The sequence below is a fragment of the Microvirga massiliensis genome (genome assembly GCF_001006805.1).
Lineage (GTDB): Bacteria > Pseudomonadota > Alphaproteobacteria > Rhizobiales > Beijerinckiaceae > Microvirga > Microvirga massiliensis.
In genome coordinates, this window is record NZ_LN811352.1 from 470,133 (window position 1) to 494,195 (window position 24,063).

General features: G+C 65.0%; 18 protein-coding genes. 12 read left to right on the forward strand and 6 right to left on the reverse strand.

Annotated features, from left to right (window positions below; all coding sequences use genetic code 11):
• The first annotated feature begins 134 nt into the window (after nt 1-134).
• Both BN1233_RS11145 and BN1233_RS11150 read left to right on the forward strand, forming a co-directional pair.
• A complete protein-coding gene (locus BN1233_RS11145) occupies nt 135-950 on the forward strand; it encodes a hypothetical protein (protein WP_046863597.1) in 816 nt (271 codons plus the stop codon).
• 65 nt (nt 951-1,015) lie between these two features.
• Complete coding sequence (locus BN1233_RS11150) at nt 1,016-1,246, forward strand: AbrB/MazE/SpoVT family DNA-binding domain-containing protein (protein ID WP_046863598.1); 231 nt, start codon at nt 1,016-1,018, stop codon at nt 1,244-1,246.
• Between the two features lie 192 nt (nt 1,247-1,438).
• Here BN1233_RS11150 and BN1233_RS44165 read toward each other — a convergent pair whose 3' ends face one another.
• The 4 genes from BN1233_RS44165 to BN1233_RS11170 form a co-directional block, all read right to left on the reverse strand.
• Nucleotides 1,439-1,744, reverse strand: coding sequence for a hypothetical protein (locus BN1233_RS44165; RefSeq protein WP_046863599.1), 306 nt, complete (start codon nt 1,742-1,744; stop codon nt 1,439-1,441).
• Nucleotides 1,745-1,918: 174 nt separating this feature from the next.
• Nucleotides 1,919-2,710 carry an ABC transporter ATP-binding protein gene (locus BN1233_RS11160; RefSeq protein WP_046863600.1) on the reverse strand — a complete coding sequence of 264 codons (792 nt, stop codon included), beginning with the start codon at nt 2,708-2,710 and terminating at the stop codon, nt 1,919-1,921.
• Nucleotides 2,707-3,483, reverse strand: coding sequence for an ABC transporter permease (locus tag BN1233_RS11165; RefSeq protein WP_046863601.1), 777 nt, complete (start codon nt 3,481-3,483; stop codon nt 2,707-2,709). The genes BN1233_RS11160 and BN1233_RS11165 overlap by 4 nt, the downstream gene beginning before the upstream one ends.
• A 60-nt stretch (nt 3,484-3,543) precedes the next feature.
• Complete coding sequence (locus BN1233_RS11170) at nt 3,544-4,488, reverse strand: ABC transporter substrate-binding protein (protein ID WP_046863602.1); 945 nt, start codon at nt 4,486-4,488, stop codon at nt 3,544-3,546.
• A gap of 184 nt (nt 4,489-4,672) precedes the next feature.
• Between BN1233_RS11170 and BN1233_RS11175 the strand changes: the two genes are divergently transcribed.
• From BN1233_RS11175 to BN1233_RS11205, 7 genes are all read left to right on the forward strand, one after another.
• Nucleotides 4,673-5,365 (forward strand): GntR family transcriptional regulator, encoded by a 693-nt coding sequence (locus tag BN1233_RS11175; protein WP_046863603.1) that lies wholly within the window; start codon nt 4,673-4,675, stop codon nt 5,363-5,365.
• 265 nt (nt 5,366-5,630) lie between these two features.
• On the forward strand, nt 5,631-6,386 hold the full coding sequence (locus BN1233_RS11180; RefSeq protein ID WP_082145380.1) for a phosphoadenylyl-sulfate reductase: 756 nt from the start codon (nt 5,631-5,633) through the stop codon (nt 6,384-6,386).
• The gene (cysD, locus tag BN1233_RS11185; RefSeq protein ID WP_046863604.1) at nt 6,383-7,318 is read left to right on the forward strand and encodes a sulfate adenylyltransferase subunit CysD; all 936 of its coding nucleotides are present in this window, start codon (nt 6,383-6,385) and stop codon (nt 7,316-7,318) included. The genes BN1233_RS11180 and cysD overlap by 4 nt, the downstream gene beginning before the upstream one ends.
• On the forward strand, nt 7,318-9,690 hold the full coding sequence (locus BN1233_RS51020; RefSeq protein ID WP_046863605.1) for a sulfate ABC transporter substrate-binding protein: 2,373 nt from the start codon (nt 7,318-7,320) through the stop codon (nt 9,688-9,690). Before cysD ends, BN1233_RS51020 begins: the two co-directional genes overlap by 1 nt.
• Nucleotides 9,691-9,693: 3 nt before the next feature.
• Entirely contained in the window at nt 9,694-10,566 is an 873-nt protein-coding gene (cysT, locus tag BN1233_RS11195) for a sulfate ABC transporter permease subunit CysT (protein ID WP_046863606.1), read from the forward strand.
• Nucleotides 10,559-11,407 carry a sulfate ABC transporter permease subunit CysW gene (gene cysW / locus BN1233_RS11200; RefSeq protein ID WP_046863607.1) on the forward strand — a complete coding sequence of 283 codons (849 nt, stop codon included), beginning with the start codon at nt 10,559-10,561 and terminating at the stop codon, nt 11,405-11,407. Before cysT ends, cysW begins: the two co-directional genes overlap by 8 nt.
• Before the next feature lie 13 nt (nt 11,408-11,420).
• A complete protein-coding gene (locus BN1233_RS11205; protein WP_046863608.1) occupies nt 11,421-12,449 on the forward strand; it encodes a sulfate/molybdate ABC transporter ATP-binding protein in 1,029 nt (342 codons plus the stop codon).
• Between the two features lie 144 nt (nt 12,450-12,593).
• Here the strand turns inward: BN1233_RS11205 and BN1233_RS11210 are convergent, their stop codons facing one another.
• A complete protein-coding gene (locus BN1233_RS11210) occupies nt 12,594-12,773 on the reverse strand; it encodes a hypothetical protein (RefSeq protein WP_046863609.1) in 180 nt (59 codons plus the stop codon).
• A 544-nt stretch (nt 12,774-13,317) separates the two neighbouring features.
• Here BN1233_RS11210 and BN1233_RS11215 point away from each other — a divergent pair.
• Both BN1233_RS11215 and BN1233_RS11220 read left to right on the forward strand, forming a co-directional pair.
• Complete coding sequence (locus BN1233_RS11215; RefSeq protein WP_046863610.1) at nt 13,318-14,109, forward strand: MetQ/NlpA family ABC transporter substrate-binding protein; 792 nt, start codon at nt 13,318-13,320, stop codon at nt 14,107-14,109.
• 7 nt (nt 14,110-14,116) lie between these two features.
• Nucleotides 14,117-15,757, forward strand: coding sequence for a long-chain-fatty-acid--CoA ligase (locus tag BN1233_RS11220; protein WP_046863611.1), 1,641 nt, complete (start codon nt 14,117-14,119; stop codon nt 15,755-15,757).
• On the opposite strand, the gene BN1233_RS11225 is transcribed toward BN1233_RS11220, so the two are convergent.
• Nucleotides 15,715-16,926 carry a DEAD/DEAH box helicase gene (locus BN1233_RS11225; RefSeq protein WP_046863612.1) on the reverse strand — a complete coding sequence of 404 codons (1,212 nt, stop codon included), beginning with the start codon at nt 16,924-16,926 and terminating at the stop codon, nt 15,715-15,717. The two genes, BN1233_RS11220 and BN1233_RS11225, sit on opposite strands and share 43 nt — an antisense overlap.
• Before the next feature lie 713 nt (nt 16,927-17,639).
• Between BN1233_RS11225 and BN1233_RS42780 the strand changes: the two genes are divergently transcribed.
• On the forward strand, nt 17,640-23,891 hold the full coding sequence (locus BN1233_RS42780; protein WP_048707778.1) for a tandem-95 repeat protein: 6,252 nt from the start codon (nt 17,640-17,642) through the stop codon (nt 23,889-23,891).
• Nucleotides 23,892-24,063 lie beyond the last annotated feature (172 nt).

Genomic DNA, 24,063 nt, shown 5'->3' on the forward strand with positions numbered 1-24,063 from the left:
ACTTGGTCAGGTGGAGTGCATGGATCGGATGATCGCCAGCGCCGATGCCCGCCGGCACAAGGTGCTCGCGAAGATCGAGCGCCGTCGCGATGCTGTTGCGCGCCGGCTGCGCACCGCCTGCGAAGACATCATCGATGTGCCCTGACGGGCCCACCGCCTGGATTCAGCGCACTTTCGCGATGCCGTCGTCCCAGAAAATCACCGCCAACCAGCACAATGCGCGGCGCAGCACGGGCCCGCGCACGGCTGCGGGCAAAGCCCAGTCCCGGCGCAATGCCGTCAAGCACGGTCTGGCGATCCCCTCGGCAGCCCGTCCCGAACTCGCGCCGGACATTGCCCAATTGGCACAGGCCCTGGCCGGAGAAGCGGCTGATGATCTTGGTGTCAGGCAGGCCGCACTGCACGTCGCGGAGGCAGCACTGGATGTCTTGCGCGCCCGTCACGCCAGGACGCTCCTGCTCGAGGGCCTGGCGCAAGAGTTAGGGGTCGAGCCAACGCTTCCGCCGGAAGATGCGCTGCCGATAGCATTCTTGCGCGTCCAAGACCCAGGCTTCGTTGACCCAGGAGCCATTCTGAACGAAGCCGTGGAGCAGTGGCTCGATGCCCTCGCGAAGGTTCCGCCATTATCGCAAACCAAAGTAACTAAGGCCCGCCGTCAGCTCAAGAGAACGGTAAAGGGAACTGTGAAGCAGTGGAACGATGCCCTCACTGAGGCTCAGGCCTTACATAAGATCAGCCGTCAGCAGGCGAGACAGCGCGAAGGGGACTGGGAGCAACTCGCCAAGCTTGACCGTTATGAGCGGCGGGCCCTGTCGCGCCGCAACAAAGCCCTGCGCATCTTGGACGAGGTCCAGGCCACTCGCGACCGTTCCGCACCTGGAATCGACACTCCAAATTGGCAGAACGAACCCAAAAATTGGCAGAACGAACCCAATGGTGAAGAGCCATAGGTGAACTCACCAGAGATCGAGACGGCCTGTGATCATTGGTGTGGGTGTATGTCGTGGAGGACATGATGCAGGTCGCAAAATGGGGGAATTCCCTCGCAGTTCGCCTCCCCGCCGCCGTCGTCGAAGCTCTCGGGCTCAAGGAGGGCGACGATATCGAGATCACGGTTACCGGAACCCGGACCTTCGAGGTCTCGAAGAAGCCTGCGGCGGCCGAGATCCTGGCCAGATTGCGCCGCTACCGCGGCCGCCTTCCTGCAGGATTCAAGTTCGATCGGCTCGAGGCCAATGAGCGCTAAGCCGTTTCTCGACGCGAACATCATTCTCTACCGGCGACCTCTCTCACAAGGGGCGAGGTGATGGGCGAGCGTCGGCGTCTTCACCTGTCCCTCGATGGGAGAGGTCGGCTGTGCAGCAGCCGGGTGAGGGGTGTCGGCGCCTCCGTCAAACCAATGAGGCGGGGAGCGCCTTGCCCTCCCCGCCCCTGTGCATTAGCCGCCTCCGGTGCGGGCCTCGCGCCTGGCCTCGCGTTCGGCCTGCCGCTCAGCGCGGGCCGCCTCACGCTCGGCCTGGCGCTCGGCCTTCCGTTCCGCCCGGGCCGCCTGCCGTTCGGCGCGCGCGGCCTGTCGCTCGGCGCGGCGCGAGCCGCCGCCCCCGCCCGAGCGCGCAATGGCGTCGGTGGTGAGCGAGGTCGAGAGCAGCATCGTCACGACCGGTGGCGTGACGGCCGCGAAGCGACCGGCCTTCTTCAGGAATTCGCGCCGGTCGTGTTCGGCCGCCGGCGGGTTCGGTTCCATCGGTACCTCCGTGTTGAACGACGCCCCAACGGGCGTCGGGCATCAACCGCCACGGTTACCGATCCGTTCCACAGGAGGTCGCCTTTTAGACCGCCCTTTTCACCTCTCCCCTTGTGGGAGAGGTCGACGCCCGCAGGGCGGCGGGTGAGGGGTGCCGGCGCCAACCTCTCAGAATCAATGCCCCTCCGCCGCCAGCACCGCCTCCGCCCGAATCTCCTCCGTCAACCTCGCCTTCAGCTCCGAGAACTCCGGGCTCGTCTTCATGCGGTAGTGGCGCGGATGCGGCAGGTCCACCGGGATGTCGGCCTTGATGCGGCCGGGGCGCGCGGTCATCACCACGACGCGGGCGGCGAGGAAGATCGCCTCCTCGATGTCGTGCGTCACGAAGAGCACGGTCTTGCGCTCGCGCTCCCAGATGCCGAGCAGCAGTTCCTGCATCAGCGCGCGCGTCTGGTTGTCGAGGGCGCCGAACGGCTCGTCAAGCAGGAGGATCGCCGGGTCGTTGGCGAGCGCGCGGGCGATCGCGGTGCGCTGCTGCATGCCGCCGGACAGCTGCTTCGGGTAATGGTTCTCGAAGCCGCGCAGCCCCACCTTCTCGATATAGGCGCTCACGATCTCGCGCCGCTCGTTCTGTGCCACGCCCTTCTCGCGCAAGCCATACGCGATGTTCTCCTGCACGGTGAGCCACGGAAACAAAGTGTAGGACTGGAACACCACGCCGCGATCGGCGCCGGGGCCGATCACCGCGCGGTCGTCGAGCAGCACGCGCCCGGTGCTCGGGCGGTCGAGCCCGGCGACGATGCGCAGCAGCGTGGATTTTCCGCAGCCCGAGGGGCCGAGAATGGTGATGAAGTCGTTCTCCGCGACGCTCAGATTCGTGGGCTCGAGCGCCCGCACCGGCGCGGCGCCGCGCACGCCCGGAAACACGCGCGAGACGCCCTCGACGAGAAGCTTCGGCCGGCTCATGCGAGCCTCCAGGCAAACATCGCGCGGTTCGCGGCCTTGAAGGCGAAATCCGAGACGAGGCCGATCAGGCCGATGACGATGATGCCGAAGATCATCTGGCCCGTCGCGAGCAGCGCCTGGCTGTCGATGATCATATGACCGATGCCGGAGGACGAGCCGATGAGCTCGGCGACGATCACGTAGGTCCAGGCCCAGCCGAGCACGAGACGCAGGATCTCCGCGATCTCCGGCGCATTGGCGGGAATGAGCACGCGGCGCACCACGCCCGTCGAGCTCGAGCCCAGAGTATAGGCCGCCTCGACGAGATCGCGCCGCGTCTGGCCGACCGACACCGCCACCATCAGGATGATCTGGAACACCGAGCCGATGAAGATTACGAGCAGCTTCTGGGTCTCGCCGATGCCCGCCCACAGGATCAGCAGCGGAATGAAGGCGGAGGCCGGCAGATAGCGCGCGAAGGACACGAAGGGCTCGAAGAAGGCCTCGACGGGCTTGTAGGCGCCCATCAGGATGCCGAGCGGCACCGCGACGATCGCCGCGAGCACGAAGCCGCCGACGACGCGCCACACCGTCATTGCGATGTCGTAGGAGAAGCCGAAGCGGCTCAGCAGCGTCCAGCCGTCGTGCAGCATGGTGAGCGGATCGGCGAGAAAGGTCGGCGAGACGAAGCCGCCGAGCGTCGCGACAGCCCAGGCGGCGAAGAACAGCACGAAAAAGGAAATCCCCAGCACGATGCGCGCGCCGGGGGCGACGGGTTCAAGCGGTCGGAACATGTCTCTCAATGGCTCGTGCCCGGGCGACCGGCTTGGCCGCCCGGGATTCTGGCGAGCGCCTTACTGGATGAAGCGCGGGTCCGCCAGCGACTTGATGTCCGGCTTCTGCTTGATGATGCCGATCTGCAGGAGGAGATCGGCCGCCTCGTTCGAGAAGCTCTCGAACTCGCCGCCGGTGAAGAACTTCTTGTTGGCCTCGCGATCCTGCCAGCGCAGGAACTTCGCGGAACTGCCGAACTGCTCGCCCGTCTGCTTCACGTCGGCGCCCATGATCTCATAGGCCTTGGCCTGGTCCTTCTCGATCATGTCGAGGGCCTCGAAATAGCTGTCGGCCATCGCCTTCGCGGCCTTCGGGTTCTCCTCGAGGAATTTCGGCGTGCACCCGAAGGTGTCCATGATCATCGGGTAGTCGAGCGTCGTCGCGATGATCTTGCCGGCCTGCGGGTTGGCGCGCACCGACGAGAGATAGGGCTCGTAGGTCATCGCCGCATCGTTCTGACCGGCGATGAAGGCCTGCGCGGCCGGGCCCGGCTCCATGTTGACGACCGTGACGTCCTTCACGGAAAGCCCGTTCTTGTTCAGGAACCAGGCGAGCGTGAAATAAGGCGCCGTGCCGGGCGCCGAGGCCGCGACCGTCTTGCCCTTCAGGTCCTTGATGGAATTGATGTCGTTGCGCACCACCATGCCGTCGGCGCCATAGCTCTTGTCGAGCTGGAAGATCTGCTTCGTCGCGACGCCGTTGGCGTTCCACACCACCCAGGTCTCGACCGTGGTCGCGGCGCACTGGATGTCGCCGGACTGGATCGCGAGATGGCGGCTCGCCTGCGGGACCTTCTTGATCGTCACGTCGACGCCGTTCTTCTTGAAGATGCCGGCCTCCTTGGCAAGGGTGAGCGGCGCGAACCCGGTCCAGCCCGAGATCCCGATCGTCACCTTCGTTTCCTGCGCCACAGCCGCCGAACCCACGGCGACCGCCAGCGCGACACCACCGATCAAAGCCTTCATCGTGAACCCCTCGCCATGTTGTTGTATCTACCGCAGGAAAAATCCCCATCATGCGGCGGGGCCGGTGTCAAACAGCCGGACGAATTCGTCAAGCGGTCCGGCGGCCCGGACCCGGGATGGGGTCCCGACGCGAATTCCTGTATACGCCTGCGGAACAGCGTTCGGCACGGGCGGAAGGGCAGAGATGGTCGCGCGCACGAAGACAGAAGCCGCCGCGGAAGGCGCCGCCCGTGCGGAGTTCAGGAATCAGTCCCGGAGCGAATATGCCTTCCGGGCCCTGCGCGACGCGATCCACGAGGGCCGCCTGAAGCCGGGCGAGCGCCTCCGCGAGGAGGAGCTGGCGCAGACCCTCGGCGTGAGCCGCACGCCGATCCGCGAGGCCCTCGGGCGCCTGCAGGCGCGCGGGCTCGTCGAGGTCGCGCCGCCGCGCGGGCTGATCGTCGCTGCGCTCGACAGCCAGCGGATCATCGAGCTCTACGCGGTGCGGGAAATCCTCGAGGGCGCCGCGGCCCGGTTCTCCGCAGAGCACGCCTCGCCCGTCGAGATCGCCGCAATGCGCCGCCTCGCGCAAGATTGCGCCGCGGCGAAAAGCGCTGCCGTGGCGGCCGAGCGCAACGCCCGCCTTCACCGCATGATCTACGAGGCCGCGCACAACCGCTACCTCATCCCGGCACTGACCGATTTCCAGGACGCCCTCGCCCTCCTCCCGGGCACGACCTTCGGACAGCCGGGCCGGCGCGAGGCCGCCCATGCGGAGCACACGGCGATCATCGACGCCATCGCCCGCCGTGACCCCGACGCCGCCGAAGCCGCCGCCCGAGCCCACATCCGCGCCGCGCAGGACTCGCGCATCGGCATGCTGCTGGATTCTGATTGAGGCTGGCGGCAGCAACGCCCTCCCGGTCATTGCGAACGAAGTGAAGCAATCTACCCGTCTCAGGATGGATCGCCCCGCCTCCGCCTCGAAACGACGGTGACGCCCGATAGATCGCGCTCTTCCGTCGGCGCGCCTCGACGAGCAAGTTCTTCTTCGAAAGAGACGCGCTTCAGAAGAACGATCTTTTCTCGCCGGCGAATATTGCCAGCCAAGAGAAATTCTCTCTACTTCTCCTTAATCGGCACCCAGTCGCGGATCCTCCCGGATGCGCCCCATTCCCCGAGTCATCATGGACGTGCAGGCCCTCAATGCTGCCCTGAGCGGGCGACCGCTTCTCGAGCGGATCACTCTTCTGCCGCGCCTCGTTTCGGGGAGGCTCGTCTTCACGACGAGCTTCGGCCTCGAGGATCAGGCGCTCACCCACGCCCTCGCCACGAGCGGCATTCCCGTCACCATCGCGACCCTCGATACCGGCCGTCTCTTCCCCGAGACCTACGATGTCTGGGCCGAGACCGAAGACCGGTATCGCCTTCACATCGAGAGCTACTCGCCCCACAGCGACGCCCTGAAGGCCCTCGTCGCAACCCAGGGGATCAACGGCTTCCGCCGCTCGGTCGAGGCGCGCAAGGCCTGCTGCGCGACCCGCAAGGTCGAGCCGCTGCGCCGCGCGCTTGTCGGCGCCGCGGGCTGGATCACCGGCCTGCGGGCGGACCAGTCCGCCCATCGCGCGGCGACGCCGCTCGCCGAGCACGACGCCGCCCACGACCTTCTGAAGATCAACCCGCTCGGGGATTGGACCCGCCCTGACGTGGAGCGCTACGTGGCCGACAACGCCATTCCCTACAACCCGCTCCACGATCGCGGTTATCCTTCCATCGGCTGCGCGCCCTGCACGCGTGCGGTGCGGGTCGGCGAGCCGGAACGGGCCGGCCGCTGGTGGTGGGAAGAGGACGCCAAGAAGGAGTGCGGCCTGCATCTCCGCGATGGACGCCTGCAACGCCGGCCGGAGGCCGTCGCATGAGCGCCGCCCTTGCTCTCGAAGCTCCTTCCGTCGATCGCCTGACGCATCTCCGGCGTCTCGAGGCGGAGAGCATCCACATCCTGCGCGAGGTCGCGGCGGAAGCCGCGAATCCCGTCCTGCTCTATTCGATCGGTAAGGATTCCTCGGTCCTGCTGCATCTCGCGCAAAAGGCCTTCGCGCCGGGCCGCCTCCCCTTCCCGCTCCTCCATGTCGACACGACCTGGAAGTTCCGGGACATGATCGCCTTCCGCGACGAGCGGGCGCGCACGCTCGGTTTCGAGCTGATCGTTCACGTGAACCAGGACGGCCTGGCGCGGGGCATCGGCCCGGTGACCCACGGCTCCGAGCTGCACACGGACGTGATGAAGACGCAGGCCCTGCGCCAGGCCCTCGACCGCCATCGCTTCGACATCGCGATCGGCGGCGCCCGCCGCGACGAGGAGGCATCGCGGGCGAAGGAGCGCGTGGTCTCGGTGCGCAACGCCCATCACCGCTGGGACCCGAAGAGCCAGCGCGCCGAGCCCTGGCGTCTCTACAACCTCCGCAAGGCACCCGGCGAGACCCTGCGGGTCTTCCCGCTCTCCAACTGGACCGAGCTCGACGTGTGGCTCTACATCCACCAGGAGCGCATTCCGGTCGTGCCGCTCTATTTCGCGGCCGAACGGCCAATCGTCGAGCGCGACGGCCAGCTCATCATGGTGGACGACGAGCGCCTGCCGCTTCGGCTCGGCGAGACGCCGCAGCAGCGTTCCGTCCGGTTCCGGACTCTCGGCTGCTATCCGCTCACGGGCGCAATCGAGAGCTTTGCCTCAACTTTGCCGGAGATCATCGCCGAGATGCTCGGGTCACGCACGTCCGAGCGGCAGGGCCGTCTCATCGACAAGGACGGCGCCGGGGCCATGGAGCGCAAGAAGCAGGAAGGGTATTTCTGATGTCGGTCGTGTCCCCGATCCGGCCCTCCGCCTTCGAGACCTTCCTCGAGCGCCAGCAGGCCAAGGACGTTCTGCGGTTCATTGCCTGCGGCTCCGTCGATGACGGGAAATCCACGCTCATCGGACGCTTGCTGCACGATTCACGGCAGATCTTCGACGACCAGGTCGCGGCCCTGGAACGCGCCTCCCGCCGCTACGGAACGACGGGCGAAGCGGTCGATCTCGCGCTCCTCGTCGACGGCCTCGCGGCCGAGCGCGAGCAGGGCATCACCATCGACGTGGCCTACCGGTTCTTCTCGACCGAAAACCGGAGCTTCGTGGTGGCCGACACCCCGGGCCACGAGCAGTACACGCGCAACATGGCGACGGCCGCCTCGACGGCCGATGTCGCGGTCCTGCTCGTCGATGCCCGCAACGGGCTGACGCGCCAGACGCGGCGGCACGCTCTCCTCGTCTCCATGCTCGGCATTCGCCGCATCGTGCTCGCCATCAACAAGATGGATCTCGTCGGCTGGTCCGAGGATGTCTACGAAGCAGTGCTGGCCGACTTCCACGCCTTCGCCGAGAATCTCCGCTTCAGCGACATCGTCGGCATCCCGCTGTCGGCCCTCAACGGCGACAATGTCGTGCTGCCGGGCGTCGCGGCGCCTTGGTACCGCGGACCGACTCTGATCGCCTATCTCGAACACGTGCCGGTCGGGGACGAGGCCGCGCGCAAACCCTTCCGGATGCCCGTGCAATGGGTCAGCCGGCCGGATGCGAGCTTCCGCGGCTATGCGGGCCTGGTCGCCAGCGGCACGATCACCATCGGCGATCGAGTCCACGTGCAACCTTCCGCCTCGGCGACGCGCGTCGCACGCATTCTGACACCACAGGGCGAAGCCGATGCGGCCGTCGCCGGTGAGTCGGTGACCATCGTCCTCGACGATGCTGTCGATGTTTCGCGCGGCAGCATGCTCGCCGCGTCCGACGTGCCGGCCAGCCTTGCCGATCGGCTGCGCGCGCGCGTCTTCTGCACCGGCGAGAGCGTGCTCGAGGCGGGCGTGCCCGTGCTTCTGAAGCTCGGCACCGCGACCGTGACGGCGCGCATCGACACGGTGCAGGCCCGCATCCTTCCGGACGACGGCCGATCCGAGCCCGCAACGGCACTCGGCACCAACGATATCGGCGACGTCACGATTTCGCTCGACCGGGCGGTCGCATTCGATCCCTATGCCGAAAATCGCGAGACCGGGAGCTTCATCCTGATCGACCGGCAGACCGCCAACACGCTGGCGCTTGGTCTCGTTCAGCCTGCTTCGCCCATTGCACGACAGGAGACGTCGATCATGCCCCACAAGACCGCGCGTCCGTCAGCGAACTGGCTTCGGAAGCTGCGATCGTCTTTCTTCGCGGCAGTGGGCCTTCTCGCCTTCACGGGCGCGGCCTGGAGCCAGAGCGAACTCCTCAACGTGTCCTATGATCCGACGCGCGAGCTCTATCGGGAGATCAACCGGGCCTTCGCGGAGGACTGGAAAGGCAACGGTGGTGGCACGGTCACGATCCGCACGTCCCATGGCGGCTCGGGCCGGCAGGCACGCTCCGTCATCGACGGCCTCAACGCCGACGTCGTCACCCTCGCGCTCGCTGCCGACATCGACGAGATCGCGCGGCTCACGAAGAAGATCCCCGCAGATTGGCAGAAGCGTCTGCCCAACAATTCCTCCCCCTACACCTCGACGATCGTGTTCGTGGTGCGCAAGGGCAATCCGAAAGGCGTGAAGGACTGGGACGATCTGGTGAAGCCCGGCACCCAGGTGATCACTCCGAATCCGAAGACGAGCGGCGGAGCGCGCTGGAACTATCTCGCCGCATGGGCCTACGCCCTCGACAAGTGGAACGACGAGGGGAAGGCGAAGAACTTCGTCGCCGCCCTCTACAAGAACGTGCCCGTGCTCGACACCGGCGCCCGCGGCTCGACCACGACCTTCGCGCAACGCAGTGTCGGCGACGTCTTCATCTCGTGGGAGAACGAGGCCTTTCTGACCCTCAAGGAATTCGGGGAGGACAGGTTCGAGATCGTCGTGCCGTCGCTTTCCATTCTGGCCGAGCCGCCGGTCACACTCGTTGACGGCAATGTCGACGCCAAGGGCACGCGCAAGGTGGCCCAGGCCTATCTCGAGTTCCTCTACACCCCGAAGGCCCAGGCGATCATCGCCAAGCACTTTTATCGGCCCGTGCGAACGGAAGCAGCGGCAAAGGAGGATCTGGAGCGCTTGCCGAAGCTGCGCCTGATTACGATCGACGACGTCTTTGGAGGCTGGGCGAAGGCGCAGAAGACCCACTTCGACGATGGGGGCGTGTTCGACGCCATCATAAAAGCGAACCGCTGATCCATGGCGGTCGGCCTCACCTCGAGCGCTGCGGTCTCCGGGAGGTCGCAGCGCGCGTTTCGTCGCCCGAGCGCCCTGCCGGGCTTTCCGCTCGCCTTCGGCTACGCCGTCACCTATCTCTGCCTCGTCGTCCTGCTTCCGCTCGCGGCGCTCGTCTGGCACGCATCGGCGGCCGGACTCGCAGGTTTGTGGGCGATCGCCACCGAGGAGCGGGTGCTTGCGGCCTTCAAGATCTCCTTCGGGATCTCGTTCGCCGCCGCCGTCATCAACGCCGGGTTCGGGCTCCTCGTCGCCTGGGTGCTCACGCGCTATCGGTTCCCGGGCCGAAAACTCCTCGACGCCGCCATCGATCTGCCCTTTGCGCTGCCGACGGCCGTTGCCGGCATCGCCCTCGCCGCGCTCTATGCACCCAATGGCTGGATCGGCAGCCTCGTGGCGCCGTTCAAGATCGCCTTCACGCCTTACGGAATTCTCGTCGCGCTGGTCTTCGTCGGCCTGCCCTTCTGTGTCCGGACCGTCCAACCGCTTATCGCGGAAATCGACAAGGAACTCGAGGAGGCGGCGGCGACGCTCGGTGCAAGCCGCCTGCGCGCAGTCTGGACAGTGCTTCTGCCGCCGCTCATCCCCGCAATCCTGACCGGCTTCGCGCTCGCTTTCGCCCGCGCCGTCGGGGAATACGGCTCGGTGATCTTCGTCGCCGGCAACATCCCCTACGTCTCCGAGATCGTGCCGCTCCTCATCATCATCAAGCTGGAGGAGTTCAACTATACCGGCGCCACCGCCATCGCGACGATCATGCTCGCGATCTCGTTCCTGACGCTCCTCGGGATCAACCTCCTCCAGGCCTATAGCCGCAGGAGGTTTGGGCATGCTTGAGGCACGATCCGTCACCACGGAGCGTCCGCTGACGCGGATCGTCCTCACGACGATCGCCGTCACGTTCCTCGCTCTCTTCCTGGTGCTGCCGCTCGTTGCCGTCTTCTTCGAGGCGTTCCGAAAGGGATGGGCGGCCTATCTCGAATCCTTCCAGGACCCCGATGCACTCGCAGCGATCCGGCTGACGCTCACGGTTGCAGCGATCGCGGTCCCTCTCAACCTCGTCTTCGGCGTCGCCGCCGCCTGGGCGATCGCCAAGTTCGAGTTCCGGGGCAAGAGCCTGCTCATCACGCTGATCGATCTGCCCTTCTCGATTTCGCCGGTCGTGTCCGGGCTCGTCTATGTCCTCCTGTTCGGCGCTCATGGCCTCCTCGGCCCCTGGCTCATCGCGCACGGAATCGAGATCATTTTCGCCCTGCCGGGCATCGTGCTCGCGACGATCTTCGTGACCTTCCCGTTCGTCGCCCGGGAGCTCATCCCGCTCATGCAGGACCAAGGCACCGCCGATGAAGAGGCAGCACTGACGCTCGGTGCGTCGGGCCTGCGCACCTTTCTCACCGTGACGCTCCCGAACATACGCTGGGCGCTGCTCTATGGTGTCCTGCTCTGCAATGCCCGCGCCATGGGCGAGTTCGGCGCGGTCGCCGTCGTCTCCGGCCATGTTCGCGGCCTGACGACCACCATGCCCTTACAGGTCGAGATCCTCTACAATGAATACAACTTCGTGGCTGCCTTCGCCGTCGCCTCGCTCCTGGCTGGGCTCGCCCTTGTCACCCTGGCGGCCAAGTCCGTTGTCGAATGGCGTTACGGCGACTCGATTTCGGGACGGCCAGCCCACTGATTGGGAATCCGGGATGGATATCACCGTCGCCGATCTCCAGAAGCAGTTCGGCGGCGCCGCCGCCCTGCGCGGGATCAGCCTGGCGATCCGTTCCGGCGAGTTGATGGCGCTGCTGGGCCCCTCGGGGTCCGGCAAGACGACGCTCCTGCGGGTCATCGCCGGTCTCGAGATCCCGGATGGCGGGCGGGTCCTGTTCGGCGACATCGATGCAACACGGATCCCCGTACAGCAGCGGCAGATCGGCTTCGTCTTCCAGCATTATGCCTTGTTCAAGCACCTGACCGTCTCCGACAACGTGGCCTATGGGTTGCGGTCGCGGAAGCGAGAGCACCGTCCGAGCGCAGCGGATATCCGCCGCCGGGTGACCACGCTGCTCGACCTTGTCCAGCTCGAGGGGCTGGAGCGCCGCTTTCCGGCCCAACTCTCCGGCGGACAGCGGCAGCGGGTGGCGCTGGCGCGGGCTCTTGCGGTCGAACCGCGGGTCCTGCTCCTCGACGAGCCCTTCGGGGCCCTCGACGCCAAGGTTCGCAAGGACCTGCGGCACTGGCTGCGCGACATTCACGAGCGGACGGGCCAGACCACGATCTTCGTGACGCACGATCAGGACGAAGCCCTGGAGCTTGCCGATCGGGTAGCGATCCTCAATGAGGGCAGCCTCGAACAGGTTGGCACACCCGGCGAGATTTACGATCACCCGTCCTCGCCCTTCGTGATGGACTTCGTCGGCGAAACCGCGCGAATCCCGGTCACGATCCATGAGGGGCAAGCCTGGTATGGCGGTCAGCCGACAGGATTCTGCGTTAAGAACCAGCCCAATGGCCCTGCGACGCTCTATGTGCGTCCCTCCGACCTCGAGCTCGTCTCTGCAGGCCTGCAAGCCACCGTGACATCGACCCGCCGGCATGGCCAGGGCTCGCGGACGAAGGTTCTGGTCGGCGAACGCCTCTTCCTGGAGGTCGACACGCCGATCCCCGTGGATCTCAAGCGCTCGCAGACGATCCATCTCGCCGCACGGGGCGGCCGCCTGTTTACGACAACCTGAAGGGCAGACCGCTCCTCCGTCGTCGCGAGCGGAGCGAAGCGATCCAGGCTTGGGCTCGTAAGCTGGATTGCCTCGCCTTCGGCTCGCAATGACGGAATGAAGCCGCAGTCCCGCGGCGATAGGACTTGTGCGGGAAACAGCCGGTTAATGTCGGCGTCCGGCGAGTTCGCGCAGCGCCCGGCTGGCATGAGCAACGGAACGAAAGACGGTGCGGTCGAGCCCGTCGAAGCGGCGCTCGGATGAGAAGAAGCGAAATCCGCCGCGTTCGGCAATGACGATGCCGGCAGTGATGTCGCCGATCTCGATGATCTGGCCTCCGGTCATGACAAAGATCTCCTGTCGCCGGCGCTCGTGCCGGCCTTGGTGTTTTCGGTCGCAACGAGGGAGGACGTGTTCGTCTAGACGCGACAACAGCCGCAGCAGTCGCGGGCGCAGCGACAGGAGATGCAAGTCGGGGAGGAAGCATCGAGAGACATCAGCGTGGTCATGACCCATCATCCTCACGTGAAGACCACGAGGCGCATGACACGCTCGTGGCGCTTTAGCGTTTGATTACGCGGCGCAAGCTGCACACCCTCAAATCACCGCGGCGCCCGGCCGGCACACCCGGCCCGATGCAGGATCAGCATGCATCCCTGTCCCTGCCCTGTCAACGAGTATGTTCTTTCTGAAGAACGTTGTATTGGGGAAGTTTCATCCTGCAGGTCGGGTCACGCCAGTCGATTACATCTTCTTTCGACATCGAGGCCCGTCGTCTCGCTATGCGCATTCGGTCTCGTTCTTCAAATAGAACATTTCCCTTGACCAGAACAGCTCGTTCGAGGATGGTCCGCGCCAGCCAAGGCCGTTCTTCAAGGAGCCCCGGACCATGTTCTCCAAACCTCTTCGCCACGCCGTCCTTGCCGTGGCTCTCACATTCGCAGCCGGCAGCGCTTACAGCGCGGACAAGCCGCTCAAGATCGGCGTCTCCGCGGGCCCATATGGAGACATTCTGCGCGAAACCGCGAAACTCGCCACGAAGGACGGGCTCGCCGCGGAGATCGTCGAGTTCACCGAGTGGACGCAGATCAACGAGGCGCTGCAATCGGGCGATCTCGACGCCAACAACTTCCAGCACGAGCCTTATCTCGACAACCAGAAGAAGCAGCGCGGCTACACGATCGTGCCGGCCGCCACCAGCATCGTCGTGCCGATGGGACTCTACTCGAATGGCGCGAAGACGATCGCCGAGATCCCGAACGGCGCCCGTATCGGAATTCCCAACGACCCCAGCAACGCTGCGCGCGCGCTCTTCCTGTTGCAGGAAGCCGGCTTGATCAAGCTCAAGCCCGATGCCGATGTGGCTGCCACCGTCGTCGACATCACCGAGAATCCGAAGAAGCTGTCCTTCATCGAACTCGATGCCGCGCAGTTGCCCCGGTCGCTCGACGATCTCTCCGCCGCGGTCATCACGTTGAACTATGCGGTGCTCGCGAAGCTCGATCCCAAGAAAGCCCTGGCGCTCGAGGGAGCCGAGTCGAAATGGACACTTGTCTGGGCCGTTCGCGAAGACCGAAAGGACGACCCGCTGATCCGGCGCTTCATCGAAACCTACCGCTCGGCGCCAATCAAGGCCTTCATCGAGGCCAAATTCGATGGCAGCATCCTACCGACCTGGTGATGGATCGATGAACGCCCTGCCCTCCTCTCCGAGTGACCCGAGCCTCGCACCGCGCGAGGCGAATTTCGTTCCCCTGACTCCGATCGATTTCCTGCAGCGTTCGGCGGAGGTCTATCCGTCGAAGATCGCCATCGTGAACGGCGCGGACGAGATCACCTATGCGGCGTTCCATGCCCGTGCGATCTCGCTCGCGAATGCCTTGCGCGATCTCGGCGTGCAGCGCGGGGAGACGGTCTCGTGGCTGGCTCCCAACGTTACGAGCTTGCTCGAGGCGCATTTCGGCGTGCCCATGGCGGGTGCGGTTCTGAATGCCCTCAACACGCGCCTCGATGCGGCGGCGATCGCCTTCATCCTGGAACACGCGGAGACCCGCGTGTTCGTGGTCGATATACGCCTCAAGGAGGTCGCGCGGGCGGCTTTGCAGCGCACCTCCGCGCGCCCCGTCGTGCTTCTGTCGGGAGGAGACGACACCGAGGCCGCCGCGCTCGGCTGGCAGTCCTACGAGGCAGTTCTCTCTGGAGCGCGCAGCACGGAGTGGCAGCGTCCGCGCGATGAATGGGAATCGATCGCGCTCAACTACACCTCCGGCACGACCGGCAACCCGAAGGGCGCGCTCTATCATCACCGCGGCGCCTATCTGAATGCGCTCGGGAACGTCATCGCCTTCGGCCTCGGCCCGGACTCGGTCTATCTCTGGACGCTGCCGATGTTTCATTGCAACGGCTGGACCTACCCTTGGGCCGTGACGGCCGCCGGGGCGCGCCACATCTGCCTGCCGGTGGTCGACCCGGCGGAGATCTTCCGCCTCATCGATGAGCACCGGGTCACGCATCTTTGCGCCGCGCCCGTCGTCCTCACGATGCTCATTCACGCTCCCGCGGAGGTGAAACGGACATTCACGCACGGCCCCGTGAACGTCGCGACGGGCGGCGCCGCGCCGCCGAGCGCCGTCATCGCGCAGATGGAGGAGATGGGATTCAGGCTGACCCATCTCTACGGCATGACGGAGTGCTATGGCCCATCGACGGGCTGCGCGCCTCAGGATGAATGGGCGGATCTTCCGCTTGAGGAACGCGCCGTGCTCATGGCGAGACAGGGCGTGCGCAACGTCACCGTCAGTGCCCAGAGCGTCATCGATCAGACGACCGGACGCGAGGTGCCGGCCGACGGAGAGTCGCTCGGCGAGCTCGTCATCCGCAGCAACTCGGTGATGAAGGGCTACCTGAAAAACCCCTCGGCCACCGATGAGACCCTGCGCGATGGTTGGCTCCATACCGGCGACCTCGCGGTTCTTCACCCGGACCGCTACGTCGAGATCAAGGATCGCGCCAAGGACATCATCATCTCGGGCGGCGAAAACATTTCCTCGCTCGAGGTGGAAGAAGTCCTCTATCGCCACCCGCAGGTGATGGAAGCCGCCGTCGTCGCGCGCCCGGACCCGAAATGGGGTGAGACGCCATGCGCGTTCGTGACCCTGAAACCGGAGGCGGCCGGCACGGTGACGGACGCCGACATCATCGCCTTCTGCCGCCAGAACCTCGCGCATTTCAAGGCTCCGAAGACGGTCGTTTTTGGCCCTCTCCCGAAGACGTCGACGGGAAAGATTCAAAAGTTCGACCTGCGAAAGAGAGCCGAGGGAATCGAATGAGGTGATGGTCGTGCGCTGGCGCTCTCCTCGTCATTGCGAATGAAGTGATCGCGGTAGGGCTGCTTCTTACGAAGCGCTCCCCGCACGCTCTCGTCGCTCTGGAAGCGGTCGACCGCCGCTATCCGCTCCTCGGCCGTGTTCTCGCCCGAGATCGTCACCGCCGCCTCCCCGAAGGTCTTCTTGTGGCGCTTTAGCCCTTCCGTGAAGGCCGTAAACAGGATTGCCTTTGAGCCCGTGGCGAGCACGTCCCGAACCCGCTCCGCAACCGCGGCGTGCTTGGCCTTGTGGAGCGCGAGCCGGAGCTTCACGAGCCGGCCCAGGAAGGTCTTGTTGTTGGGACGGGTCAGGTCCGCAGCATAGAACCACTCCGCGAAGGCGCGCTGCGCCTTGCGGGCCGTAGCGCTGTCGATCTCGACCGGCACCCAGGAGCGGATTTTGGGGGGCAGGTCGAGCACCTCGTCCTTCTTCCGGCGCAGCATCACCTCCTTCAGGAGGGCATTCAGCTCCGCGACGTTCGAGGCGCCGTCCGTGACCCAGCCCCAGTCGTTGCGGTAGGCTGCGCAGAAGCGCTGCGCGAAGGCGATGAAGCTGCGCGCCGCCGGGTGCCCGACGCAGCGCAGCAGGTTGTAGAGGTCGCGCGGGCGGTTGGTCATCGGTGTGCCGGTCAGGAGATAGACCTGAGCGGGGCCGGCAAGCGCCGCGCGGGCGTCCGAGGAGACGCCGAGCAGCTTCAGGCAATGGGAGGTGCGGGCGCTGTTGTTCTTGATGAAATGCGCCTCGTCGAGGATCACCCCCGCCCAGGCGGCGGAACGCAGGCGCTCAGCGTGCCTGGCGAGGAGGTCGTAGTCGACGATCACCCAGCGCGGGTTGCCGTCGGCCTGCACCCTGGCACCAATCACCTCGATCCGGGCCGCGGGGTCGACCAAGCGGATCTCGCGGCGCCAGTTGAGCTTTAGCAACGCCGGGCAGACGACGAGGATCGCGCCCTCGGGAGCCGCGATGTTCATGGCAGCGATCGCCTGGCGGGTTTTGCCCAGCCCCATGTCGTCGGCCAGGATCGCATGGCCCCTGGAGATCAGGAAGGCGACGCCGTCCGCCTGGTGCGGGTAGAGCAGGCTCGGCGGCAGCTCCCGGATGCGCTCGAGATGTGCAATGGCGTGAGCGGACACGAGCAGGCTCCAGTGCCGTGATCGCTTACGCGACAGCCCTGTTAGCCCGGCTGGACGACAGCGGACGGGCTGTGTCTTTCGCGTCGTAGGTCTGGTGTTCTCCGCGAACAGTGATGAAAACAGCAGCTACGAGCACAGCAGCACTCGCAATCAATGGTGCCGCAACGAGTGCGAGAAGCGAGCTGATAGGCAACAGCAGGACGATACTCACTGCCGCGCAGCCGATGGACAGAACTGCGCAAGCCGCCACCGTGATGCCCCCAAATCAGCGGCAGTAACAGGTCGCAGGTGTGCCGCATGGTCAGTCAACAGGTGGCCAGCTGGACTGGTAGAATTGTCTGAGTGGGAGCGGCCTTCAGTCAGCCGGATGTGTCTGAAGGTACATTCCGTCGTCTCAGTTACGCAAATGCCAACCGAGTATTCTCTATAGACGTTTGCGCATCTGACAGTCGGTTTGGCGGACTCGCTGCCTCCTGATCCCTCAGGAGGAGGGCTCAGACTTCCTATAGCGCATAAACCTGTCGAGCTTGGGGCCAAGATAGCCATTGCCAAGCTTCTCCTACCTGATAGGAGGAGCTTGCTATAAGAGACAGATTGGGGCGGCAATGACTTCGGGCGTAGAATTTCAGGTTCCTGTAATAGATCCGACTGACACACGTTTCTTTGAAACATCCACTGCATCGCTTCCTAATGGCTCTGTCGCAGTTACTTGGGTGAACTATGAAAGCGTGAATGGCACGACGCTCCGCTCGATCGGTGTCCGGGTCATTGGTTCGGACGGCCAGCCCATTACAACAGAGCTGGTGGATGCGGGCCTGCCCGGGAACGAGCGCTTTCCTGAAGTGGTTGCCATCGACGACACTCATTTCGCGGTCATCTACTGCAACACAGCCGGCTATGACGTTCAGGGTCGCATCTATACGGTCACCGGTGCTTCTCTGACAGCAGGGCCAGTCGTGTCCCTGAGCGACCCGGCATTTCCTGGCGAAAATGGTTATAGCATCGGCGTATCCAGTCTCCCCGATGGCAAAATCATCGTAGCCTGGACCCAGTCCTCACCGGACTATACAAGCGCCCGGGTCATAGCCCGTACCTTCGACGCGAACCTCAGCCCGCTGTCAGCTGAGATCCAGATCAGTCAAACGACGACACCTTCCCCCTACCGCGTTCGAGTCGATACGGATGGCAACAAGGTTGTTGTCGGCTGGAGCCAGAACCAGGCCGATACTAAGGTTCATGCACTCGCTACTGCTTTCGAGGTCGGCGCGGACGGATCAATCCCGGGTACGGGGCACTCCGACGTCGATATTAGCGTCAATGGGAATGTGCACAGCATCACGACGCTCGCCAATGGCGATGTTCTCGTGGTCTATAATGGCGGCCCGATCTCGGGTGGAACGCTCGACGACGGTGATCGCCTTTTCGGAAAGATCTACGGACCTGGGCTCACAGGAAACCCGATCTCATTTTTGATCAACGAGACGGTCGTCGAGACCGGAACCGGCATTGCAGAAGCCGTCGCATTCAAGAATGGTGGCTTTGCCGTCTATTGGTCTCAGCTCCTCTCGGGCAATCAGTCGACGGGTATGGAGATCTATACTCGCGTTTATGACAAGAATTATCAGGCCGTCACTGGACAGGTTCAGGTCAACTCACCCAATTCGTTGGTCGACAACATGGTCGAAGCGGTTGTGGACGCTGACGGCAATGTGACTTTAGTATGGGAACGCGATATCTCGGGCGGAACGCCGTCGACTCTTATCGTCGGCACGACCCTGGCCGACCAGGATCCGCATGGGAAGCCGCCGAAACTCGCCGGTGATTACACCATCGAAGTGAAGGAGGGTCTGAGCGTAGTCCTGACAACGGCTGACTTCACAGTCGCCAATGCGGTCAAGGTCCCGCAGGACTCCGTTTATACCGTCAGTGACCTCGTTCATGGCACCGTGCTGGTGAACGGGGTTGTCGCTACGAGTTTTACCCAGGCGCAACTCGCCGCCGGAGCTGTCTTATTTCAGCATGACGGTAGCGAAACTCTGACCGGGAGCTTTCGCATCACGGCCGATTTCTCGACCGATCCGAACGTGAATGGAGCTACCATCAATGTGAATGTCGAGCCTGCCAACGATGCCCCTGTCGTGAGTGCGCCGTCCAGCTTTTCGCTGATGGAGGACACGCCGAAAGCATTGACAGGCATCAGCTTCTCGGATGTCGATGCCGGCTCGAATCTTGTCACGGTGACTCTCAGCGTTCCGGCAGGTGCCTTGGCGGCGAGCAGCGGTTCTGGAGTGTCGGTCGGCGGCACGGCTTCCGCCATGACACTCGTAGGCACCATCGCCGGGATCAACGCCTTCATTGCTGGTGGCGGCGTCTCCTACATCCCCGTTGCCAACGAGACTGCCACGATTGTCCTCACCGTCTCGATTAACGACGGCGGCAATGCGGGGAGCGGCGGTGCCCTGACGGACGCCCGAACAGTCGACCTGAACGTCTCTCCTGTCAACGACGCTCCGATCGCCTCAGACGACATCCTTGCCTCCGTCCCCGAGGACAGCGGCGCGTACGTCATCGATTTCGTCAGCCTCATCGCCAATGACCGCGTCGGGCCAACGCAGGAGAATGACCAGACGCTGACGATCATCGGCGTATTCGATGCCGTGGGAGGCACGGTGTCGATCATCGGGAACACCGTCGTGTTCACTCCCGATCCAGATTTCAACGGCTCGGCTTCCTTCAAGTACACCGTGCAGGACAACGGCACCACGAACGAGGCCCCCGACCCGAAGACCTCGACGGGTACGGTGTCCTTCACGGTGGATCCCGCTGCCGACACGCCCATGGTCGCGAACGTCACGACGGCCGAGGACACGCTGAGCGGCGTCATCGTCATCGGGCGGAACGCGGCGGACGGAGCCGAGGTGACCCATTTCAAGATCACCGGGATCACCGGGGGCACGCTCTACCTCAACGACGGCGTCACTGCCGTCACCAACGGCAGCTTCATCACCGCTGCCGAAGGAGGGGCAGGGCTGAAGTTCATGCCCACCTACGACGCGCACGGCACGACCGGCTTCGGATTCATAGTCCAAGCCTCAGCGGGCACAGCGGGTGATCGCCTCAGCCCCGCGACATGGTCTGCCGTGACGGTCTCCGAGGCCAACGACGCACCGACAGCCGTCGACGACGTTCTTCCGGCGGTCGACGAAGGCAGCGGTGTCATCGTGATCGAGTTTGCGGACCTGCTCGGCAACGATGTCGCGGGTCCGGCGAACGAGGCCGGGCAGCAGCTCGAGATCGTCGCCGTGTCCAACCCCACGGGCGGCACCGTCGCGATCGTCGACGGGCGCATCCATTTCACGCCGGACGCCGGCTTCAACGGCACAGCCCGCTTCGAATACACCGTCCGCGACAACGGCACGACCAACGGCAGCCCCGATCCCAGGACCGATATCGGCACCGTCACGTACCAGGTGAACCCCAAGGCTGATGCCCCGCAGGTGACCCCTGCCATCACGCAAGAGGACACGCAGTCCACGAGCGGCTTGCAGATCACCGCCGCGGCAGCGGATGGCGCGGCCGTCACCTACTTCCTCGTCACGGGCATCACGGGCGGCTCCCTGTACCTGCACGACGGTGTCACGCAGATCGCCGACGGCACCTTCATCACGGTCGCGCAGGCCACGGCTGGATTGAAGTTCACGCCGGCCCCCAACTTCACAGGAGAGGCCGGCTTCGACGTGCAGGCCAGCCTGGACGCTTACGGGATCGGACTCAGCGAGAAGGCGAGGACGACCGTCACGGTCACCGAGGTGAATGACGCACCGAGTGCCCAGGACGACGTGTTGGCCCCGGTCGCGGAGGACAGCGGCGCGTACGTGATCGATTTCGCCACCCTTCTCGGCAATGACCATGCAGGCGCGAATGAGACCGGCCAGACGCTGACGATTAGCGCCGTGTCCGCTGCCATGGGAGGCACTGTGTCGATCGAGGGGACTACGGTCGTGTTCGTCCCCTATCCCGGTTACTACGGGCCAGCCTCCTTCACATACACCTTGCTGGATAATGGCACCACGAACGGGATACCGGACCCGAAGACCTCGACGGGGACGGTGTCCTTCACGGTAGATCCCGTCAACGACGCGCCGACAGTAACCGCGCCACTCAACATTCCAGTGATCGAGGACGCAGCGACCCCCCTGACTGGCATCAGCTTCTCGGATGTCGACGCGGGGGCGAATCCGGTCACGGTCACATTCAGCGTACCGTCCGGGACGCTTGCTGCGACCTCCGGCGGGAGCGTGACGGTCGGCGGCATCGCCTCAGCCATGACGCTGACGGGCACCATCGCGAACATCAACGCGTTCATCGCCTCATCGAATCTCTTGTTCCAGGGTGTCCCCAATGCCCACGGAACGGTGACGGCGACCGTTTCGATCAATGACGGCGGCAATTCCGGTTCCGGCGGTCCGCTGTCGGACACGGCGACGTTCGACATCGTGATCACGCCCGTCAACGATGCTCCCACCAGCGCGGACGCAACCATCACCCTGTCCGAGGACGGCTCCCACGCCCTCACACCCGGCGACTTCCCGTTCACTGACGCGCTCGACGCTGCCCCGAACACGCTCGCTGCGATCATCATCGAGAGCCTGCCGGGGCGCGGCACCTTCTCCCTAGATGGTGCGCCTGTCACGGCGGGACAGGAGATCACGGCAGCCGATCTTGCCGCGGGCAAGCTCATGTTCACGCCTGCTGCTGATGAGCACGGGGATGGCAGCCCCTACAGCAGCTTCACGTTCCGGGTGAAGGATAACGGCGGCACAGCGAATGGCGGACAGGACACCTCCGGGGTGTACGAGATGCAGATCCATGTGACCCCGGTCAACGATCCCGCCGTGATCGGCGGCACTGCTACCGGCTCTGTGACGGAGGACCTCACGCTTGTCGCCTCCGGCATTCTGACGGTCTCCGACATTGACGGCAGCGCCCAGGCGGGCTTCCAGGATCAGGCCGATATCATCGGCACCTACGGCACCTTCTCCTTCGACCATATCACCGGCGAGTGGAGCTACGTGCTCGACAATACCAGCGCCGCTGTCCAGGCCCTGGGCCAAGGGGAGGCGAGGCAGGAGAGCTTCACCGTGCGCTCGATCGATGGCACACCGGCCACCGTGGTCGTCACCATCAACGGCGCCAAGGGCGCTGACGTGATCGACGGCGTTGATGTGGACCGCACCGAAACCACCAACCCCGATGGCTCGGTCTCGCAGGTCGTTCAGATCCCGGTGGTGACGGCAGGCCGGACCGAGACCGCCGGCAGCGCCAGCTATGCTGACATCCCGCTGGTGACCGACGGCGGGCGCAACTTGCTCGCAGTGCAAGTCGGCGTCGGCATCGGCCTGACCGCCTCGGGCTTTGCCGCCCCACGAACCGCCGGCTCCTCGCTAACCGACCTGATCCGCGAGATCCAGGCCCATACCGCGGCGGGATCGGCGGACCAGGCCGCCCTGACCGGCGGCGGCTCGGGCTTCCTGGCGGGTCTGCCCACCAGCGGGCCGGTTCTGGTGCAGAGCATCGTCGCCACCCAGAGCGGCCCCACCTCCGGTGTGCCGCTCGTCATCAGCGGCAGCAGCGATCCCAATGCCTCGGCAACGGCGCTCGTCATCGATGCCCGTGGTCTTGCCGCCGGCACAGTGATCGAGCTCCAGAACGTCACCTTTGCCACGATCATCGGTAACGTGCGGGTCACCGGCGGGGCAGGCTCTCAGGTGGTGTACGGCGACAGCGCCAGCCAGCACATCGTGCTTGGCGCTGATGACGACACGCTGCATGGCGGTGCCGGTGACGACGTGGTTGGCTCCCAGGGTGGCCGGGACCTGCTCTTTGGCGATGACGGCAACGACACGATCTTTGGCGGCGAGGGCTATGACCGGCTCGACGGCGGAGCCGGCGACGACCAACTCGACGGTGGCACCGGCGTGGATGCAGCTCACTTTGCCATCAACTTCCGCGATGCGGCCATCACCTACCATGCCGATGGCACGCTGACGGTGAGCGGTGCCGCCATCGGCACCGACACCCTGACCAACATTGAGCTGCTGCACTTTGCCGATCGGGTGGTGCTGGCGGATCCGCCGCCCGCCTATGCCCCCGGCCTGTTCAACGAGGCTTGGTACCTGGCCCAGAACCCGGATGTGGCGGCAGCAGTCAAGGCCGGGGCGTTCACCCACGGCTTTGAGCACTTCCTGCGGTATGGAGCTCAGGAGGGCCGGGCGGCCGCGCCTGGCAGCAGCGGCTGGGATGAGCAGGTCTACTTGGCTCACAACCCCGATGTGGCGGCGGCTGTGCAGATGGGCTCGCTCGCGTCAGGCTTCGAGCATTTCCTGCGGTATGGCGCTCAGGAAGGCCGGGCCGCCAGAGCCGATGGGCAGGGCTGGGATGAGGCGTTCTATCTCGAGCATAACCCGGATGTCGCCGCTGCCGTCAAAGCCGGTGGTCTGGCCTCAGGCCTGGAGCACTTCCTGCGCCATGGTGGTCCCGAGGGCCGGCCGGCTGATCCGCAGGCGCTGGGGGTGGACGAGGCGTTCTACCTGGCCCAGAACCCGGATGTGGCCGCTGCCGTCCAGGCGGGCTGGCTCTCGAGCGGGATGGATCATTACTTCACCTGGGGAGCGCAGGAGGGGCGGGATCCGAATGCGCTGTTCGATGAGGCCTGGTACCTGGCCCACAACTCTGACGTGGCGGCCGCTGTTCAGACGGGCTGGCTCTCGAGTGGTTATGAGCACTTTCAGCGCTTCGGCTGGTCAGAAGGACGGGATCCGTCCGCATGGATGGATGTGAGCGCGTACCTGAATGCCAATGCGGATGTGGCCGCAGCTCAGGTGAACCCGCTGACGCACTACCTGACCTACGGCGTGCGTGAGGGCCGCATGATCGTAGCCGCCAGTGCTGATCTGTGGGCATAGACCAGCCGGCATGTACAAGAGGGCGGGTGTCCGGACCACCGACCCCTTCTATTGCATGGGCTACGAGGGTGTCCAGAACCTGTGGGGCTGACGACAACCGCCTGGCGCATTGTCGGCAAAGCTATAGCGAGAACACGCAGACGCTTGCAACAAAAATGAGAAATGCCAACTA